Below are 18,429 nucleotides of genomic sequence, written 5' to 3'. Positions count from 1 at the left end.
TGGTCCTCATCATCATGTTCTAAATTAAGTAGGCGGTTAGAATGTGATAAACATTAAATATTTTTTTTGTACTCGAAGTTCAGTGTTACTGACGAGAGCCAAAATTAAAAAATGTTACCCCGAGTCAAAAAATCAAAATTGAGTATGAACCTGGTTTAATCCAGTTACGACTGCTCTTATGACCTTGCCCGAACTTGGGTTTTCCACGTCAATTTGTTGCCCTTTCGCTCCATCTTCTAAGGCGACTCCTTTTGTGCTGGCACTAAATCCATTTTTGCTCGCAATGACTATGACTTCATTGCCTTTCTCGATTAGAGGTGGGGCCGACAAATTGGATGGATTAACCACTTGTCCAGCCCTCAAACGACGAGAGGTTTCTAAGCCTACTGCTTGCTCGGGGCGAGTATAAAAATCGTCTTGGCGAGAGATGGTTCGGGTTTCAAGCTTTATGTGTTTAGCCGTTACGACTTCATTTCGGCCAACCGTGGTTGTCGCGACTAAAACAGGCAGAGTCAGCGAAGACTTTATCGTAACGTTAATTCGCCATGGTGATGCGATATTGTCGCAGCTGACTGAGCGCTTGAGGTTACCGACTGGCAACGTGTTGTTGTCACGACCTGTGATAACTAAAGGCGATTCACATTCTGGCAAGTGATTGGCAGAACCGGGCACCCACATGTCGAAGTCCAGTTTGTACTCCCCCCACTGATTGGAGAGCGCTACGCGATCCACCTCTTGTTCGAAATCCGTTGCTACAACGGATTTTATCTCTTCAACGCTGAGGGTTTTGTCATTGGTGTTGGCGAATGCTTGTTCTGATGTCAAAGCGAGTAACGTCAGCATTATTGTTGAGGAAGTGGACACTTTCCTCTTGTTTTTAATGCTTTCCGAGAACCGGAAGTTTGGCTTCCATCCTTGTTTATAAGTCATTGATATATATGGCTATTTTTTATGGCACGTATCTTGTTTGTATGTTGGCGTATTCGAGCCAACTGTAAGGAAGATGCATGGCGATCACATTTGAAAATGCTTTAGGAGTACATCCAGAGGCACTTAATTTTCGCGTTCAGCGTACCAAAGTCCTCGCCAGTAACCTAGCAAATGTTGACACCCCTGGGTATTTGGCGAAAGACCTAAGTTTCACCACCGTAATGAACCAAGTAACGGCAGGTGGTGTGAACAAACCGGTGCCAAAGTTCCAGGTTCAGGCCCAATACTCGGTGCCTTACCAGAATAGCAAAAATGGCAACACCGTAGAGCTTGGTGTTGAACAAGCAAAATTCACGCAAAACAACATGGACTTTCAAACTAGCCTGACGTTTCTCAACATGAAATTTAATGGCTTAGCGAAAGCGATTGAGGGACGTTAATTATGTCATTCACTGATATTTACTCGATCACTGGTTCCGCGATGACAGCACAAACTGTGCGTCTTAATACGGTAGCCAGTAACTTAGCAAACGCAGATGCAGTATCTGCAAATCCAGAAGATGCTTATAAAGCGCTTAAGCCAGTATTTGCGACTGTGTACCAAAAAACGCAAATGACAACAGAAAATGGAGCTTATCCCAATGCAGAAGTTCGCATTGTTGACGTTGTTAAAAATGCTGGAGATGCAGAGAAGCGTTTTGAGCCGAACAACCCACTGGCTAATGATGAAGGCTATGTGTTTTACCCAGATATTGATGTAGTTGCTGAAATGGCAGACATGATGTCCGCAACACGCAGCTTCGAAACGAATGTTGAAGTATTAGCCAATGTAAAAAGTATGCAGCAAGGTCTGCTTAGATTAGGGCAGGGCAGCTAATGAGTATTGCACAATACACCCCTTTATCGTCTGACGCTCCAGTAAATACAAAAGCAAAAGACAGCAACGGTATCTCACCAAACCCTAAAGACATGAACAGCGCTTCTTCATTGGAGAATGAGTTTATTTCTTTGATGGTGGCTCAAATTCAAAACCAAGACCCACTTAATCCCCTTGATGGTACGGAATACGTTGGTCAATTGGCTCAGTTCTCGCAGGTACAAAGTACCGAGAATATGTCTAAGACAATGCAACAGAGCATGGTGTTACTGGACAACATGCAAGTGCTATCAACAGCGGGCCTTGTTGGGCAAACGGTTTACGTCAATGCGGATGAATTTCAGCTTGGTGAAGACGTACAAAACGGAAAAATCGAACTCGCTCATAGCTCAAACCAAGTCACGTTAGTTGTTAAAGATGAATTTGGTCAATCAACTAAAGTGCCACTAGGTGCTCACGGCAAAGGTGACGTCGACTTTTCAATTAATCCTGAAGAACTTGGTCTTAAACCAGGCAAATACTCAGTGGCCGTAGAAGTGCAAGAAGGGCAAGCAAGTCCAAATGTGCTGATGGCAGGCACTGTTGAGCAAGTGCGCATTCCTAATACCGGTGGCGCAGCATTAGTCAATGTCCATGGCGTTGGCAACGTTCCTTTCTATCAAATCACTCAGTTTGGTGCTTAACCAAATACGGAAATCAGAGGTCTATTTATGAGTTTTAACATCGCACTAAGTGGTCTGGACGCGACCAACACAGAGCTAAACACAATCAGTCACAACATTGCCAACGCATCAACGTATGGTTTTAAAGGTGGCCGCACAGAATTCTCCGCTGTATATAACGGCATGCAACCTGGTGGTGTGGAAGTCGCGTCAATTTCACAGAACTTCGACAAAGACGGCAGTATCACAGGAACTGGCCGTGCGATGGACCTAGCTATTAATGGCGGTGGCTTTTTTGTTACTAAAGATAATATGGGTCAAATGTTGTACACACGTTCAGGTGTGTTCTCAACGGATAAGAACAACTTTGTTACGGCTAACAGCGGTGCAAAGCTTCAAGGTTACAGTGTCGATAGCAACAACAACCTAATGACAGGTTCTGTGGGTAATATTCAGGTATCGACTTCCTCACTGAATGCTAAAGCAACAGACAGCTTAGATTTTGTTGCGAACTTCGACGCAAGCGCGTCTGTTATTGATAAAGCCGTAACGCCATTCAATCCAAAAGATCCAAGCTCATTTAACTCGTCTTACACAACAAAAGTCTACGACTCACTGGGTAACTCGCACACGGTAACTCAGTACTTTACTAAGACTGCTTCTAACTCGTGGGAAGTGAACGTTCAAGTAGATGGCGGTACGACGCCAGTAGCAACTGTGCCTGTAACGTTTGGTAAAGACGGCTCGCTTTCAGCACCAACTGCGCCGTTTAATGTTTCATTCCCTGCTGCAGGCGCGAACGCGATGAGTGTAGACATTAACCTGAAAGGCAGCACGCAATTTGGTGCAGCTTTTGGCGTAAGTACTAATAGTCCTAACGGTTACACATCAGGTGAACTTGCAGGTGTACGCGTTGAAGGTAACGGCATGGTTTACGCGACTTACACTAACGGCCAATCACAGCTACAAGGTCAGGTTGTTCTTGCTGATTTTGCAAACACACAAGGCTTAGCGAAAGTGAGTGGAACATCATGGACTCAAAGCTTTAGCTCAGGTGCTCCAATTATGGGTGTTCCGGGTTCAGGTACGATGGGTGACCTAACTCCGGGTGCATTAGAAGGTTCTAACGTTGACTTAACCAGCGAGCTTGTTGCTCTAATGACTGCACAACGCAACTACCAAGCAAACGCAAAGACAATTTCTACCAGCGACAAGCTTACTCAAGCTTTGTTTAACGCGGTGTAATGGGAGTTTTGCATGGATAGTTTGTTATTTACGGCAACGTCGGGTGCCAGCCGAGTTCTTAAAGCGCAGCACGTTCGTTCAAACAACTTATCAAATGCTGATACTGCGGGTTTTCGAGCGGATATGGAGCGTGTGCGTAGTGTAGAGATGCAAGGCCCAGGTTTTGATGGTCGCACTATGGTTGTGACCAACTCTGCCTCAACACGTTTCGACGCTGGCGATATTGTGAAAACAGGACGTCCGTTGGACGTTGCGGTTATGGGTGAGGGGTATCTCTCTGTAGAAACCCCAGCGGGTAACGAAGCTTACACCCGTGCAGGCAATATTCAGGTCGATACTTTTGGCGCTCTAACAATCAATGGGTTCCCTGTCCTCGGTGACAATGGTCCTTTGGTTGTGCCGGATTATCAAAAGATTGAAATCAGCGAGCGTGGTCAAGTCTCAGTGATCCCACCAGGTGGCGGCGCAGAAATTGTGGCAGGCACTTTGAAGTTGGTTAAACCGGAAATTAATCAACTGCAAAAAGAGAGCGATAGCTTGCTGCACAGCGTAGATGGCGTGCCATTCGCGGCAGATGAAACCGTGCAACTCTCTCCTGAGCACATTGAGGGCAGTAACGTATCTGCTATTGATGAATTGGTTAGTGTGATGTCGCTGACGCGCAACTTTGAAATGCAAGTTCGCATGATGAAAACGGCGGAAACTTTAGCAAAAGCTGGTAACAAATTAATGGCGGCGAGCTAAGTCTCGCCCCGCAAAGGAGTAAAAAATGCATTCAGCATTATGGGTAAGTAAAACAGGCATGGCAGCGCAAGACACGAAGATGACTGCCATTTCTAACAACCTAGCAAACGTAAACACGGTTGGCTTTAAGCGTGACCGAGTCGTATTTGAAGATCTTTTCTACAGCATTCAGCGTCAACCAGGCGCACAAGTAGACCAAGTTAACGAACTACCAAGTGGTATTCAGCTAGGTAGCGGTGTTCGCGTTGTTGGCACACAAAAAGTGTTCACGCAAGGTAATACCCAAAACACAACGCAAGAGTTGGATCTTGCTGTAATGGGTCAGGGTTTCTTCCAAATAGAAAACTCGGACGGACAGATCATGTATACACGTAATGGTCAGTTCCATCGAAACTCAGAAGGCTTAATGGTGAACAGTCAGGGCCTGCCTTTAGAGCCTCAAATCCAGATCCCAGACAATGCGGTCTCTTTCTCTGTGGGTGTTGATGGCACCGTGACTACAACAACAGCAGACGATCCAACACCTCAGCAGCTTGGTCAAATTACACTTGCAAAATTCATCAATCCAGCAGGCTTAGAGGCCATGGGTGGCAACTTATTCCGTGAAACGGAAGCCAGCGGTCCAGCTGATGAGCTGATTGCAGGAGCTGATGGTGCCGGCATTATCAAGCAAGGTGCACTGGAAGGGTCAAACGTACAAGTAGTAGAAGAGATGGTCGACATGATCACCACTCAACGTGCGTATGAGATGAATGCGAAAGTGGTCTCTGCTGCAGATGACATGCTGAAGTTTGTTTCGCAATCAATGTAAGTATGAAATTGGTGATGATGAAGGAAAAAGCAATGAAATGGCTTTCTAAGAGTTGGGCAGTAGCCGCCGTGTTGCTGGTGGGATGTGCTGGCCGTCAGGAATTTATTCCGCCTGAGCCGAATGCTGAGGAATATGCACCACCAACGCTCGATTACACGCTGCCGGAAACCCAATCTGGTAGCCTTTATCGTCACCAATACACGATGACTCTGTTCCAGGATCGTCGTGCTTACCGAGTTGGCGATGTATTAACGGTTCAATTATCAGAAGAAACCTCATCGAGTAAAAATGCGGGTACTAAGTTCGGTAAAAGTTCAGCAATTAACTTTGTGGCGCCGACCATAGGCACGAAAACTATCGATGAGTTAGGGGTTAGCGTGGATGGCAAACGTAACTTCGATGGCAGTGCATCAAGTTCACAAGGCAACAAGCTTCAAGGTGCCATTACGGTAACGGTACACGAAGTATTACCTAATGGCGTATTGCGTATCAGCGGTGAAAAATGGCTTCGTCTGAATCAAGGCGACGAGTTTATTCGTCTAACCGGTATCGTCCGTGTGGATGATATTAACCGCAGTAACCAAGTTTCTTCTCAACGAATTGCTGATGCAAGAATTACCTACGCAGGTCGCGGAGCGCTAGCTGACAGCAACGCAGCCGGGTGGCTAACTCAGTTCTTCAACAGCCCATGGGTACCTTTCTAATGAAGACAATGCAATCTTTCTTTATGTCTCTCCTATTGGTGTTGACCTTGGGACTACCAGGCACTTCACGTGCTGAAGCGGAAATTCCGATCATGGACTTGGTCGATGTTCGCGGCATTCGAGAAAACCAACTGGTTGGTTATGGTTTGGTAGTTGGCTTAGCTGGCCAAGGTGACCGAAACCAAGTGAAATTTACCTCTCAATCTATTACCAACATGCTACGTCAGTTTGGGGTTCAAATTGATGACAGTATGAACCCTAAGCTACGAAATGTGGCTTCTGTGAGTGTGACAGCGTCCGTTGACCCAATGGCAGGCCCAGGACAAACGTTGGATGTGGTTGTGTCTTCAATCGGTGATGCAAAGAGCCTTCGTGGTGGTACTTTATTGCTAACGCCTTTACGTGGTATTGATGGCGAAGTGTACGCGATTGCGCAAGGCAACGTGGTTGTGGGGGGCTTATCTGCAGAGGGGCGAAGTGGCTCCAAAGTAGAAGTGAACACACCAACGGCGGGTCGCGTTCCGAATGGTGCGACTTTAGAGAGAGAAATCAAAACCGATTTCAACCAACGTGATGAAATCACCCTAAACCTGCGCAAGCCTAGCTTCACTACAGCAAAAAATATTGCGCGTGAAATTAACAACACTTTTGGACCTAACGTTGCAGTTGCGATCAATAAAGCGCGCATTGATATGCGTGCACCAAAAGATACACAGCAGCGTGTCGTCATGATGTCGATGCTTGAAGAAATGAGCGTCGTTGAAGGCCGTAAACCTGCTCGTATTGTCTTTAACTCTCGCACTGGCACCGTGGTGATCGGTAAGAGTGTCAAAGTGAGTGAAGCAGCAGTAAGTCACGGTAACTTAACCGTGCGAATTTCTGAATCACAACAAGTTAGTCAGCCTAATGCGTTTGCAAATGGCGATACGAAAGTCGTTAACCAAACGGATCTTGATGTGAATGAAGATCTCGCTCAGATGGTGATTTGGCCTCCAGGCACGGAACTTAACACCATAGTTAATGCGGTAAATAGTTTAGGTGCCACGCCTACAGACTTGATGTCTATCCTGCAAGCTTTGAGTGAAGCGGGTGCATTGAACGCTGAATTGGTCGTGATATAAGGAGTTAAGGATGAAGCTAGACAGTACCAATGAACAAACTCAGTTAAATTCGATGCTTTATCACGACAATAGTGCATTGGCTAACATCAAGCATAGTCGTGATCAAGAAGGCGCACTTGAAGTCGTCGCAGGTCAATTTGAGGCAATGTTCCTACAAATGGTGTTACGCCAAATGCGTAGCAGTAGTGACGCTCTTGCTGATAAAGACAGCCCGTTTGCCAGTCAGCAACAAGGGGTATTCCGTGATATGTATGACGGACAGCTGGCGATGGAACTAGCAAAGAAACAGAGCTCAGGCATTGCCAATATGCTCATCCAGCAGCTGAGCCCGTCTATGCGTGAGGTTGCTTTCGATGCTGCGCGCAACATCTCATCCGCTAACGATGGTAAAGCTTCGAATTCTGAATCTATCTCACAAGTAGATTCTAAAGAGGTGGAGAAGAATTCAAGCCTATTTAATACCGCTTCTCAAGCCGTCGCCTCTGTTAAACAGGTATTCGGTGAGGCCGGTATGACTACCGCGTTTTCTCAGCCGTTGATCAGAAAAATGGAGCTGTAAATGAACCTAGTTAATATTGCCCTTTCAGGTTTAGGCGCGAACCGTGTGGCCCTAGACGTAACCGCGCAAAACGTGGCAAACGTGAATACCGTGGGTTACAGTCGTCAACAAGCGTTGATGGCGTCTGTCGATGATGGTAAAGCCAATCGCTTAAGTCCAGGTTTAGGGGTAGAAGTCACTAGCATTCGCCGCGTTACTGATCAATTTCTGATTAAGCAAACGTGGTCGACTAACAGTATGGCGGCATACGCATCTGGATACACCAGTAACATGAGTCAGCTGGAGAATACGCTTGGTGCCGATGGTTTCAGTATATCGGCTGGCTTGGACTCACTAAACGCCGCGCTTAACGATGCGACCGTTAAGCCAGAATCCATACCCTACCGCCAGCAGATCATTAACGAATCTGAAGCTTTGGCCCGCCGTTTTAATACGCTTACCGAATCTTTATACAATCAACATAAAGACATGAGCGACCAACGTAATGCAGCGCTTAACCACGCGAATAGCCTTATGGAAAATATCGCGAAGGTGAACAAGCAACTGGTAGAGATGCAAGGTACAGGTGGTAACCCATCACAGTTAATGGATGAACGAGATAGGTTAATCGGTGAGTTATCTCAAACCATTGAAATCAAAACAACACAGCAGCATGACGGCAGTGTTCAGGTCACACTAACCTCTGGTCAACCGCTTGTGATGGGTACGGACCATGGCAAACTGGAAGCCATTCCTGACCCGAGTGATCCTTACTTGGCGGACTTACACGTCACGTTCTCGAATCAAAGCTTTGCGATTGGTGACTCGCTTGGTGGCAAATTAGGTGCGATTAATGACTATCAAACTGAAGTGTTGAAACCAAACCAACTGGCTCTGAATGACATGGCGAAAGCTCTCGCGGATGAATACAACGCCGTGCTTGCGACTGGCAAAGACTTAAATGGCAACCCAGGTAAACCTTTGTTCAGCTATGACCCAGCAAACCCTGCAGCCAGTTTGGATATTACCAAGCTAACTCCAGATGAGCTTGCGTTCTCAAGTGATGGAACACCTGGTAACGCAGATGCGTTGCAATCATTGATCGAGTTAAGCAACAAGCCAGTGGCGGTATCAGGTTACGGCTCAGTAAGCTTGAACGATGCCTTTAGTTCAATGGTGGGTCAAACCGCAATTAAAGCACGCCAAGCTAATGCTGATTATCAAGCGAAGTTAGCCATGAACAAGCAAGCGCACGCAGCTCGCGATAATGTTAGTTCCGTAAACAGCGATGAAGAAGCGGCTAACCTAATGATGTTTGCTAATGCGCACAATGCCAACATGAAAGTGATCAGCACAGCAAATCAACTGCTCGATTCTATTCTGCAGTTATTCTAAGAGGAAAGTTTAGATGCGAATTAGTGACAATCAATTTAGTCAAATGATGTTGCACAGCTTGCAGAGCAATAGCGCGGGATTAGGCGAAGCTCTGCAACAGATGTCTACTGGCAAGCGCTTGACCAAGCTGTCTGACGATCCAATGGCTTCGATCAAGTTGCTTAACTTAGACCGAGAAACCAGTGCGATTGCTCAGTACAAAAACAACATTGAAAACGTAAAAACGACGCTATCGAGTCAAGAAACCCATTTAGATTCGATCAAAGAAAGCTTAAAAAGCATGCGAGACATCGCGCTTTGGGGTGCGAACGGCTCTCTTACTGACGAAAGTCGTGGCGGTATGATTACAGAGCTTAAGAGTTACCGTGACTCTATTGAGTCGTCTTTTAACGCGCAGGATGAAGAAGGGCACTACCTTTTCTCTGGTACTAAAACGGATACTGCGGCTGTAAGTAAAGCGAGCGGCAGCTACGTAATTGAAGGTAATAGTGACAAGCGCGTAGTAACAATTGCTAAAGGTGTCACGATGGATTCCAATATGACTGCAAAAGAAATATTGGACCTTGGGGGAGGCCATAACGTGCTTAACCAAATTGATGCGCTGATCAAAGAGTTTGAGAGCCCTACCGCCAACTTCAGAGCTGAAGTTGAGGCGAGTATCAGCGCTATCGACGATACTTTTTCAAACGTACTAGGGACCATGACTGAGATTGGTGGTCGACACAACAACTTAGATCTTGTTGGTGGCGCGCACAGTGAAAACAAGCTGTTCGTTGACAAAGTATCTGGAGACCTCTCTGCTCTGGACTATGGTGAAGCGTCGGTACGATTGAGTAATTACATGGCCGCTTTGCAAGCAACGCAAGCAAGCTATGTGAAGATCGATGGTTTGTCGCTGTTTGACCGTTTATAAGGTTAGGAAGTTCTTTTTATGGTAATGAGTACAGTAGAGGTTAGACCCCATAGCATACGCTTAGGTGGACAAGAACAAGCCTCTATCATGCCGACCCGTTCTGCAGACTCAAGTACGGCAATTAAACCGCGCCCGGCGCAAATTCAGGCTGACACTGCGTCAGCCTACTCTGTATCTGGTATTCAGCTTACGCAGGGTCAGCAGCAAGCCACGGCGGTTCAGATCGCGTCCAAATCGCTGCAGGTGATTGGCAAAGAGCTCACGCAAATTAAACGTGGTTTGACGCAAGCTGTGAATCAAGGCGTACAAAATGTTCCTAGTTTGCAGGATACATTGGTTCGCTCTAAAGCCACCATCCAAAAAGTCGTTGAGCAAGCACGTTTCGATGGCCAGAAAGTCCTAAATAACGAACTGCACTTAAAACTGGATAAAGCGGACATTCGTCGCTTTTCTATTCCAGGTTTGAATGTTCATCGCTTAAGCGACAAGGCCGAGCAAATCCGTTTGGATTTTCCTCAAGGTCAAGCGGTGATGATTCAGTTTGATGGACAATCAGACGGTGAGCGAACGGTCAAAATGCTGGATCGCAGCTTGATTGCGTTAGGAATGCGAGCCTCATTAGCCGATGATGGCAGCATTTTATTTGAAGCCAGAGACAACGCTTATCAACAAATGCAGCAAAAGGTGATGGTAACGGGGGAAGGGCACCGATTCCCTGCGGGGCAGCCTAACGTTTTGAACTTAAAGTCTGAGCCAGATGGTATTGCGGAGCTCGGGTTTGATTTAGGCTCACGCGACGGCATCAAGCAGACGATTGCCAAAGTAAATCAGCATCTGAAACAAGTTCAAACGAGCTTGCAGGAGGCGAAAGCTTTTCATGGTGAACTGAATACTCAAATGCGTTCTATCCAAACCAAAACCGCACAGCTTTCAGTCAATGAGGTGAATGCAAAACTGGATGGATTCATGCAAAAGTCTGGCGAGTTTACTTCGACTTTTCAGGCATTGAATGCGCAAGCAAACGTGCGTCGTCATACTGTGGTCGCTTTACTGAAGTAACGAACACTCCAATGATTCCCGGCTTTACACTGTTATCGTCCCCCAATAACGAAAACAGCGCACTGTCGGGAATCTCTCTTTGACTCGTCTAGGGCTCGAGTGCTTTTGCCACCGAACGATTCAATTTCTGGAATAGCCATCCAAGTGCTATCAAAGACGCACCTAAGCCTAAGAAGCTTATTGCTCGCCAGAACCCATCCAGAGAGCTCACATCCCATAAGAATACTTTCAGTGCGACACAGGCAAGGACTACTAGACCGACACGCTGCATCATCAGCCCCTGTTGGGTCACGCCGCGCCAAGTCAGTAATCCGCCTACGAGCAAGCCAGCCACTGAATAACTAAACAACTCTGCCATGCTGGTTGGCTGATACAGCATCATCGATGTGGTTTGCCAGAATTGACGGATAGACATCCCCAACCAAATGGCTGCAAGTAAAAAGCCTAGACTAGCAATCGCAAATCGATGAACTTGCAACGTATTCCAGCGTTTAAATGTTGCGATAAGCAGGATGCAAGCTGGTAACAGCCAGCCGATACTCAGCATGTTAAAGATGGGAAGTGCTTGTGCCGAGACGTTATCAGTCACCAACGGCGATTCTGCCGTATTAAGCAAAATAATCAATATAGCGAACGCGCACCAAAGCAAGTAACTATAGATTTCGTAGATACGACTTAAGCGTTGCGCAAATTGGCTGCGGTAGCTGTATACCAAACCCATAACTAATGCTTGATTGGCAAAGACTGCCGCACTTGTGAAGTCGATGTGCCCCAAGTAACCATATTGCCCCGTTAACCAGTAGTTAGTTTGGGTGAACAATGCCATTAAGAATACATGTAAAAACGCCCCTTCAAACCAGTTGGTCAGTTCTCGGTCCACTTGTTTTAGTGTTGAACGAGCATAAGACAAGATGAAGAGAGAAGGCAGATAACTCACCAGAACCCAAGCCCAATGCCCAGCTTCTACCGGTTGCCATTCGGGGATGAAAGGTAGCAGCGTGAGTCGGATAACCAGTATTCCCATTGCCACTTTAATCGCCCAACTCGCAGGTCGAAATAACCCGAATTGAGCCTGTAAGGCCATTATCGCAACTTGTATTGAGATTGCTGTTGTTAACCAAGTATCACTCAACCAAACAAAAGCGATACCTACGATTACAGCATGCATAACGGCAGAGCATTCTAATGCCAACGAACGTGCACGCTGACCAAGCACAACGTAGTAAGTGGCCATCAATGCGCAGAATGCAGTCCAATACCACAGGTAGCCTTGCATAAATTCGTCAATATAAAACAACGTAATTAAGCTCATCGCGGGAGCCAGTACCAGCAGAAGCAGCCCACTGAGTTGCGAACGGTCACTAAGTGATTGGCAATATGTTCGATAGCAGATCAGCGCAATACTCACCGCCAATGCGAATAGGATGCTAGCTTCTCGCTCTACCATATACAGCGCATCAAAAGCGATGGTAAGAACTATCAGCGCGGTTGCTGAGACGAGTATGGATGGCAAAAATACACGTAATGACCAGCCTGTACGAAGTGCTGGTAGCCAGATGCTCGCAACAAGCAGCGTATAACAGTACGCCATTTGTAGAGTGTTCAGCTCCGGCATTCTGGTGACGGCAGAAAAGGTCAATAAAGCAGTTGCGAGAGCGGTAGCGGTCGGCGAGTTTGTCCACTTGCTTTGATAGTGACGAAAGCGAGGATTGAGCATCCAACCCATTCTCGGAACCGCGAAAATGAGATACAAAGTGATGGAGAGATAAATCACGAGCCACGAGAACAACCGTTCTGTTGGTACACTCTCAATCAACAGCAACATCCAAATGACATGTGGAATCGCGATACTTGGCGTAATCCATGCCCTACGCACTTTTTGCATCAATAAGGTCGCCGCGAACGAAATTGCGCAGATGTATCCGGCTAACAAGAAGTAGTTGGGTTCATTACCCCCAATCCACAGTGGTGCTGTGTAGCCACCAATTAAGCCAAGCACGGCCATTAACGGCCCTTGTCGCAATGATAATGCTAAACTGAAAAATGCCGCTGAAGCCAAGATGATCAACGAGATACTCGGCGTTAGCATTTGATAAACCACAAAGGCAAAAATGACGGTGCAGTAAATGCCCGTTAATCCCGTACCGGTAACAGCAGCAGGAACATACGTAAAACCTTGGGCTCGTGCTGCCCGTTGCGGATTCTGTTGTTCTTTACGGTGAAACCACTCGCCAACAAGCACCATAAGTAATGAGAGCACAAAGGCAAAGGACACTCGCATAAATGGCGAAAACTGGATGTGACTACCAATTACCTGTACGAGATAACCTCCACCGATCAGCATGGCCAATGCGCCTACCCAAACCAACCAATTTTCTTGAATGTTGCTAAGCAGGCTCTGAACTTTACTCTGAAGGAATGACTCATTTTCTTGACTAAAAACATCCAGTTGCACTTCTCTTGTCTGGGCGTACCCTTGATTCGCAGCGCTCTGGTCCAAGTCTAGGTTGGTAGCTGGATCATGTTCCCCAGAGGATGAGACATCTTTCTGTGGTGATTCTATGTGAGGTGACGTCGCTACAGATGGTGTGTCTTTTTCGATGCTGAATTGTTGGTGCGCTTGTTGGTTTGAGCCCCCATGGACACTGGCTCGTAGTGATGTGACTTCCTCACGAAGTTTGGCTAGTTCTTTTTCTAAAAGTGCAGCTCGGTTGGCGGCTTTCACTCCGATGAGGATGGCGAGACACGCCATGAACAGTGCTAGTATTACGTACAATCCATTTCTCCTTGCGTACGTCGCGTGACACACGATTCTTAACTTTGAGCACTTACGCTAAAGCTTAGTTCATGCTCTATGCCTTAGCCTCATATAGTGCTAGGTTCCGCGCTTTCTTTAGAAATCATTCTACATAATGAAACTCAATGCGTAATGATGAATTCGACAAAGTCGCACACTTGTGTGCCACTTTAAAACCTGATGAACAAAAATGAGTCGTTAAGTCATTGGGGGTCAACTATATTCATAGTTCTGATGCGATCGCCAAATGACTTCAAACATGTGCGTTTCGTAGCGATGTCATCGAAGGTCAGTCGTTTGATTTGCACGTTCGGTTGTTTCTATTTGACCGTAAGGCTGAATGTATTCGGGTATAGCGCATTCACGCGAAAAAAGACAAAAACAGGTAATTATTGATGCAAGTGGGTAATGAAGCGCTGGTGCTGTCAGCGGTTGGGGTTATTGGTTTAGGTTGCCAATGGTTAGCTTGGCGATTGCGTTTGCCAGCGATTTTATTTTTGTTGTTGGCAGGGCTGATCGTCGGGCCATTTATGCAGTGGTTAAATCCTGATGAGATATTAGGTAATTTGCTCTTTCCGTTGGTCTCTTTGGCGGTGGCAGTGATTTTATTTGAAGGCAGTTTGACCTTAAATTTTAAAGAAATTCGTGGCGTGAGTGGTTCGGTATGGAGCATTGTTTCCATCGGGGCGATCATTTCGTGGGCAGCGACCAGTATCGCAACACACTATTTCCTCGGCTTTACTTGGGAGCTTGCCATGTTGTTCGGCAGCTTAACCGTAGTAACAGGGCCGACGGTCATCGTGCCACTTCTACGAACCGTAAGACCTAACAGTACGCTTGCTAACATTTTGCGCTGGGAAGGGATTTTGATTGACCCGCTCGGTGCGCTTTTTGTTGTGATGGTTTACGAGTTTATCGTATCTCACAGTGCGATAAATAGCGTCGAAGTGTTTGGGACGATCATTGCTGTCGGTGTCATGCTAGGTGCGGCCTCAGGCTATGCAGTTGCGACGATCATGCGTCGTTCTTGGCTACCGGAATATTTGCAGCCATTTGCGGTTTTGATGGTGGTTCTAGGTGTATTTTCGGTCTCTAACCACATTGAGTCTGAAGCTGGGTTACTAACCGTCACCGTAATGGGTATGTGGCTCGCAAACGCTAAAGACATCAATATTCAGCAAATTCTGCACTTTAAAGAGCATTTAACCATTTTACTGATCACCGGATTATTCATCTTCCTTGCGGCTCGAATCAGTCTGGATGATTTTGCTGCGCTAGGTAGCGGTGCGTTATTGTTGTTTGTATTTATGCAGTTAGTGTCGCGTCCGTTATCGATTTTTCTTTCAACCTTCCGCAGCAACTTGCGTCTTAAAGATAAGCTGTTTTTGTCTTGGGTTGCACCGCGCGGTATTGTTGCAGCTTCGATTTCGTCTCTTTTCGCGATCAAATTGACTGAATACGGCATTGATGAAGCGATTTTACTGGTCCCTATGACCTTCATGGTGATTATAGGAACGGTCGTGTTACAAAGTGCGACGGCACGTCCTGTAGCGCTGACATTGGGCGTCGCAGAGCCAGCACCACGCGGCTTCTTGTTGATTGGTGCTAACCGAGTAGCAAGAGAAATAGGGCAGGCGTTGTCGCGTTATGACCGTCGCGTATTAATGACTGACTCAAACTGGGAGTACATCAGTCAGGTTCGTATGTTGGGACTGGATTACTATTACGGCAACCCTATTTCTAGTCACGCGGACGACAACTTGAACTTGATAGGAATAGGTCAAGTGGTTGCATTAACGCCCGATCAGCATTTCAACATTATGGCTTGCATGCAATTCGTCGACGAGTTTGGGGAAGATAAAGTTCACTGCTTACAAAAAGTGAAAACCAACAGCAATGACAGCGAGAAGCACTCCGTGGCTCAGGAGTACCATGGTAAATTGCTGATGGGCGGCAATGTAAGCTATACCCAGCTAGCCAGTATGTTAAGTCGTGGTGCAGAGGTTAAACACACGAAATTGAGCGATAACTTCACGTATCAAGATTATTTAGCGCATCACAAAGGTAGTTCAGTTGTACCGCTGTTCCATGTAGAAGAAAAAGGAAAAATTCAATTCTGTGATGATCCCGAACAGTTTGAACCAACGACGACAAGCACTGTTGTGTCGCTAATTCTGTCGGACAGCGTAAAGTAAACTACAGAGCAATGTGATCCATTTTCATCATGGGTATCGTACGCTGATTATCTCAATTTGAAGAGAAACTTGCCGGCTTGTTTAAAACGGAAAGCGAGTTTCTTTTCTTATAATGTCAGGGGCAGTCGAGATTCATTACTCGTTTCGGAAAAGTAATCCGGCAAATTCACAAAATTCGCATTGACGTTACTGATAAGGATCGCAATACTGCGCGACTGTTTTACTTTAGGGTGACATTATGGCTCCGCAAACTAACCGAAAAGATTTACACCTAGATGCTGTTTTACATCATGATATGAGCATGAAGCATAAAACGGCGGGTTTTGAGTCTGTCGAGTTTGAACACTGTGCGCTGCCAGAATGTGACTTTCACGCGATCGATTTATCGACAGAGTTTCTTGGTCATCAATTAGCGCTACCGTTTTTGATTAGCTCGATGACTGGCGGAGCAAAAGACGCAGAAACGATCAATTGTCGTCTAGCTGAAGCAGCAAGTGAATTAGGTATTGCCATGGGTGTGGGCTCGCAACGGATTAGCTTAGAAGAAAGTCAGCATTCGGGCTTGGGTAAAACCATTCGTGAGTTGGCGAAAGAAGTACCATTGTATTCCAATCTTGGAGCCGCTCAATTGCTCGATAAAGGTAAACTCGATAATGCGCAACGTGCGGTTGAGGCGATTCAAGCCGATGCCTTGTTTGTGCACGTTAATCCAATGCAGGAAGCGTTTCAGAAAAATGGCGACCACAATTGGGTTGGTGTTTTCCAGGCAATTGAGATGCTTAAATCTCGCGTGAAGGTTCCTATCATTATCAAAGAAGTCGGTTTTGGTATTAGCGGACACGTTGCGCAGCGATTAATTGATGCTGGTGTGGATGCAATTGACGTTGCGGGCGCGGGTGGCACAAGCTGGAGTGCGGTTGAAGGGTATTGCCAAGATAATCCGAAAATGCAGCGTGCAGCCGAGCTTTTCCGCGATTGGGGTGTCCCTACAGCAACATGTTTGGCTCAAATCCGCGCACTGCATCCTACATTACCCTTGATCGCCTCGGGAGGTGTTCATAACGGACTTGAAGCGGCGAAAGCCATTCATTTGGGTGCTAATCTCATTGGGCAAGCTGGTGCGGTATTAAAAGCTGCGACGATCAGCACGCAGTCTGTCGTCGATCACTTTGAACAAATGGCATTAGAGCTGCGTTTAGCGTGCTTTGGTACTGGCTCTTTTAAGGTTGGTGAGCTAACAAAAGCGCGCTGCCTATAGCTTTTAGAATGGCGCGCTTTACACAGAGTCGCTCAATAATTTTTCGGTGTCTTAACACGTAGACTGATAATTTCGTTATAGTTGATACAAAAGTCACTTCAGCTAGTGACGCCTTTATTCAGACACTTGAATGGGCATGTGTTGAAGAGATTGAGTTTAATTTTACTATTGTTTGCAACTGGAACCTTAAATTTATGAAAAAACTAGTCATGCTGATGTTGGCGGCTTCTGCTTTGACCGCTTGTAGTGATGAAGTGGGCACTGAAGGCTGGTGTAACGACATGCGCGATAAGCCAAAAACAGAATGGACAGCAGACAACGCGGTAGACTTTGCAAAGCATTGTGTTCTGCAAGATGGTGTCGGCAGCGAGCAATGGTGTGAAAACCTGAAAGATAAGCCGAAAGGTGACTGGACTGCAAACGAAGCGACCAGCTTTACTAAACACTGCATTTTTTAAGCACAGCGGAAAGCGCCTTTTCTGAGGCGACATTCTGTGAGGTAAACACCAAGCGTTATTGCTTGGTGTTTTTGTATCTAAAATAGCTCGATTTTTCACGTGTCGAGCGCACTTCCCTCTGAATGGAATGTTTTACATTTTCGTTTCATTTTTGAAAACCTGTATTGCCTGTCTTTAATTTTTCGTATTGCAGTGGCATGGTGTCGAGATAGCCATCTAATTCAATTAGATTCATAACAAAAAGGAATTCAAATGGAAGTACTAAAAGGCTCATGTCTGTGCGGCAAGGTAAAGTTGGAAGTGGCAGATGAATTTAAGTACATGGGAAATTGCCATTGCTCTGAATGCCGCAAGTTCACAGGTTCTGACTATTCATCTGCCGGTGGTATTGCGTTGGATAAACTGCTTATTATCCAAGGGAAAGAAGATATTCAAACTTATCAGAAAAGCGAAAATACCATGCTATGCTTTTGTCGCCACTGCGGATCAAGTCTGTATTCGAAAAAGAACAATGGGATCGTCAATATTCGCCTTGGTATCTTGGATGACACACCTTCTCACAAGCCTGATTTCCATATTTTTGTCGCGTCGAAAGCGCCGTGGCTCGAGATATCGGATAACCTAACTCAATTTGATGCAGGGCCAAAATAGAGTTGTTGTAGATAAGTATTTAGAAACAGAGCGCGTTACAATACGCTTGCGACACGCTCTGTGCTTTTACT

Annotated in this window: 18 protein-coding genes; 16 read left to right on the top strand and 2 right to left on the bottom strand. The window is 46.1% G+C overall.

The genetic code is table 11. The features are described from left to right. Positions 1-132: 132 nt before the first annotated feature. Positions 133-930: a flagellar basal body P-ring formation chaperone FlgA gene (flgA, locus tag R7P64_RS09190; RefSeq protein ID WP_248525495.1), complete on the bottom strand. Its 798-nt coding sequence runs from the start codon at positions 928-930 to the stop codon at positions 133-135. 77 nt (positions 931-1,007) lie between these two features. On the opposite strand from flgA, the gene flgB reads away from it, so the two are divergent. The 12 genes from flgB to R7P64_RS09130 are packed head-to-tail and all read left to right on the top strand — an operon-like array spanning position 1,008 to position 10,999. Next, positions 1,008-1,370 carry a flagellar basal body rod protein FlgB gene (flgB, locus tag R7P64_RS09185; RefSeq protein ID WP_005374013.1) on the top strand — a complete coding sequence of 121 codons (363 nt, stop codon included), beginning with the start codon at positions 1,008-1,010 and terminating at the stop codon, positions 1,368-1,370. 2 nt (positions 1,371-1,372) lie between these two features. Then, positions 1,373-1,807: a flagellar basal body rod protein FlgC gene (flgC, locus tag R7P64_RS09180; protein ID WP_005374012.1), complete on the top strand. Its 435-nt coding sequence runs from the start codon at positions 1,373-1,375 to the stop codon at positions 1,805-1,807. Continuing rightward, positions 1,807-2,490, top strand: coding sequence for a flagellar hook assembly protein FlgD (gene flgD, locus R7P64_RS09175; RefSeq protein WP_005384410.1), 684 nt, complete (start codon positions 1,807-1,809; stop codon positions 2,488-2,490). The genes flgC and flgD overlap by 1 nt, the downstream gene beginning before the upstream one ends. Before the next feature lie 27 nt (positions 2,491-2,517). Then, on the top strand, positions 2,518-3,714 hold the full coding sequence (flgE, locus tag R7P64_RS09170) for a flagellar hook protein FlgE (protein ID WP_005374010.1): 1,197 nt from the start codon (positions 2,518-2,520) through the stop codon (positions 3,712-3,714). A 12-nt stretch (positions 3,715-3,726) separates the two neighbouring features. Beyond that, a complete protein-coding gene (gene flgF / locus R7P64_RS09165; RefSeq protein ID WP_005374009.1) occupies positions 3,727-4,458 on the top strand; it encodes a flagellar basal-body rod protein FlgF in 732 nt (243 codons plus the stop codon). A gap of 25 nt (positions 4,459-4,483) precedes the next feature. Beyond that, complete coding sequence (flgG, locus tag R7P64_RS09160) at positions 4,484-5,269, top strand: flagellar basal-body rod protein FlgG (protein WP_005374008.1); 786 nt, start codon at positions 4,484-4,486, stop codon at positions 5,267-5,269. Positions 5,270-5,301: 32 nt separating this feature from the next. After that, the gene (gene flgH, locus R7P64_RS09155; RefSeq protein WP_017635111.1) at positions 5,302-5,973 is read left to right on the top strand and encodes a flagellar basal body L-ring protein FlgH; all 672 of its coding nucleotides are present in this window, start codon (positions 5,302-5,304) and stop codon (positions 5,971-5,973) included. Beyond that, on the top strand, positions 5,958-7,094 hold the full coding sequence (locus tag R7P64_RS09150; protein WP_086026720.1) for a flagellar basal body P-ring protein FlgI: 1,137 nt from the start codon (positions 5,958-5,960) through the stop codon (positions 7,092-7,094). Before flgH ends, R7P64_RS09150 begins: the two co-directional genes overlap by 16 nt. 10 nt (positions 7,095-7,104) lie before the next feature. Continuing rightward, a complete protein-coding gene (locus R7P64_RS09145; protein ID WP_005374002.1) occupies positions 7,105-7,653 on the top strand; it encodes a rod-binding protein in 549 nt (182 codons plus the stop codon). Next, entirely contained in the window at positions 7,654-9,027 is a 1,374-nt protein-coding gene (gene flgK / locus R7P64_RS09140) for a flagellar hook-associated protein FlgK (RefSeq protein WP_005374000.1), read from the top strand. It abuts the gene before it with no gap. Between the two features lie 13 nt (positions 9,028-9,040). After that, positions 9,041-9,940: a flagellar hook-associated protein FlgL gene (gene flgL / locus R7P64_RS09135; RefSeq protein ID WP_005373998.1), complete on the top strand. Its 900-nt coding sequence runs from the start codon at positions 9,041-9,043 to the stop codon at positions 9,938-9,940. 18 nt (positions 9,941-9,958) lie between these two features. Beyond that, positions 9,959-10,999 carry a flagellin gene (locus R7P64_RS09130; RefSeq protein WP_042523339.1) on the top strand — a complete coding sequence of 347 codons (1,041 nt, stop codon included), beginning with the start codon at positions 9,959-9,961 and terminating at the stop codon, positions 10,997-10,999. Between the two features lie 88 nt (positions 11,000-11,087). Here R7P64_RS09130 and R7P64_RS09125 read toward each other — a convergent pair whose 3' ends face one another. Then, positions 11,088-13,751 (bottom strand): DUF2339 domain-containing protein, encoded by a 2,664-nt coding sequence (locus tag R7P64_RS09125; protein ID WP_411912784.1) that lies wholly within the window; start codon positions 13,749-13,751, stop codon positions 11,088-11,090. 440 nt (positions 13,752-14,191) lie between these two features. Here R7P64_RS09125 and R7P64_RS09120 point away from each other — a divergent pair, with 440 nt between their 5' ends. The 4 genes from R7P64_RS09120 (at position 14,192) to R7P64_RS09105 (ending at position 18,358) form a co-directional block, all read left to right on the top strand. Next, a complete protein-coding gene (locus R7P64_RS09120; RefSeq protein WP_104976290.1) occupies positions 14,192-15,991 on the top strand; it encodes a cation:proton antiporter in 1,800 nt (599 codons plus the stop codon). Between the two features lie 238 nt (positions 15,992-16,229). Then, on the top strand, positions 16,230-17,249 hold the full coding sequence (fni, locus tag R7P64_RS09115; RefSeq protein WP_005388695.1) for a type 2 isopentenyl-diphosphate Delta-isomerase: 1,020 nt from the start codon (positions 16,230-16,232) through the stop codon (positions 17,247-17,249). Positions 17,250-17,443: 194 nt separating this feature from the next. Then, positions 17,444-17,707 (top strand): DUF3012 domain-containing protein, encoded by a 264-nt coding sequence (locus tag R7P64_RS09110; RefSeq protein ID WP_005373992.1) that lies wholly within the window; start codon positions 17,444-17,446, stop codon positions 17,705-17,707. 252 nt (positions 17,708-17,959) lie between these two features. Further along, the gene (locus tag R7P64_RS09105) at positions 17,960-18,358 is read left to right on the top strand and encodes a GFA family protein (protein ID WP_005388696.1); all 399 of its coding nucleotides are present in this window, start codon (positions 17,960-17,962) and stop codon (positions 18,356-18,358) included. Positions 18,359-18,429: the final 71 nt, after the last annotated feature.

This window comes from Vibrio sp. 2304, assembly GCF_033339475.1.
GTDB classification, from domain to species: domain Bacteria; phylum Pseudomonadota; class Gammaproteobacteria; order Enterobacterales; family Vibrionaceae; genus Vibrio; species Vibrio alginolyticus.
Note: the sequence above shows the minus strand (reverse complement) of the source record. Positions and strands in the feature narration are given on the sequence as shown.

Coding starts and splice junctions, on each gene's coding strand:
- flgA (WP_248525495.1), bottom strand. CDS start 930: ATGACTTATAAACAAGGATGGAAGCCAAACTTCCGGTTCTCGGAAAGC.
- flgB (WP_005374013.1), top strand. CDS start 1,008: ATGGCGATCACATTTGAAAATGCTTTAGGAGTACATCCAGAGGCACTT.
- flgC (WP_005374012.1), top strand. CDS start 1,373: ATGTCATTCACTGATATTTACTCGATCACTGGTTCCGCGATGACAGCA.
- flgD (WP_005384410.1), top strand. CDS start 1,807: ATGAGTATTGCACAATACACCCCTTTATCGTCTGACGCTCCAGTAAAT.
- flgE (WP_005374010.1), top strand. CDS start 2,518: ATGAGTTTTAACATCGCACTAAGTGGTCTGGACGCGACCAACACAGAG.
- flgF (WP_005374009.1), top strand. CDS start 3,727: ATGGATAGTTTGTTATTTACGGCAACGTCGGGTGCCAGCCGAGTTCTT.
- flgG (WP_005374008.1), top strand. CDS start 4,484: ATGCATTCAGCATTATGGGTAAGTAAAACAGGCATGGCAGCGCAAGAC.
- flgH (WP_017635111.1), top strand. CDS start 5,302: ATGAAATGGCTTTCTAAGAGTTGGGCAGTAGCCGCCGTGTTGCTGGTG.
- R7P64_RS09150 (WP_086026720.1), top strand. CDS start 5,958: ATGGGTACCTTTCTAATGAAGACAATGCAATCTTTCTTTATGTCTCTC.
- R7P64_RS09145 (WP_005374002.1), top strand. CDS start 7,105: ATGAAGCTAGACAGTACCAATGAACAAACTCAGTTAAATTCGATGCTT.
- flgK (WP_005374000.1), top strand. CDS start 7,654: ATGAACCTAGTTAATATTGCCCTTTCAGGTTTAGGCGCGAACCGTGTG.
- flgL (WP_005373998.1), top strand. CDS start 9,041: ATGCGAATTAGTGACAATCAATTTAGTCAAATGATGTTGCACAGCTTG.
- R7P64_RS09130 (WP_042523339.1), top strand. CDS start 9,959: ATGGTAATGAGTACAGTAGAGGTTAGACCCCATAGCATACGCTTAGGT.
- R7P64_RS09125 (WP_411912784.1), bottom strand. CDS start 13,751: ATGGCGTGTCTCGCCATCCTCATCGGAGTGAAAGCCGCCAACCGAGCT.
- R7P64_RS09120 (WP_104976290.1), top strand. CDS start 14,192: ATGCAAGTGGGTAATGAAGCGCTGGTGCTGTCAGCGGTTGGGGTTATT.
- fni (WP_005388695.1), top strand. CDS start 16,230: ATGGCTCCGCAAACTAACCGAAAAGATTTACACCTAGATGCTGTTTTA.
- R7P64_RS09110 (WP_005373992.1), top strand. CDS start 17,444: ATGAAAAAACTAGTCATGCTGATGTTGGCGGCTTCTGCTTTGACCGCT.
- R7P64_RS09105 (WP_005388696.1), top strand. CDS start 17,960: ATGGAAGTACTAAAAGGCTCATGTCTGTGCGGCAAGGTAAAGTTGGAA.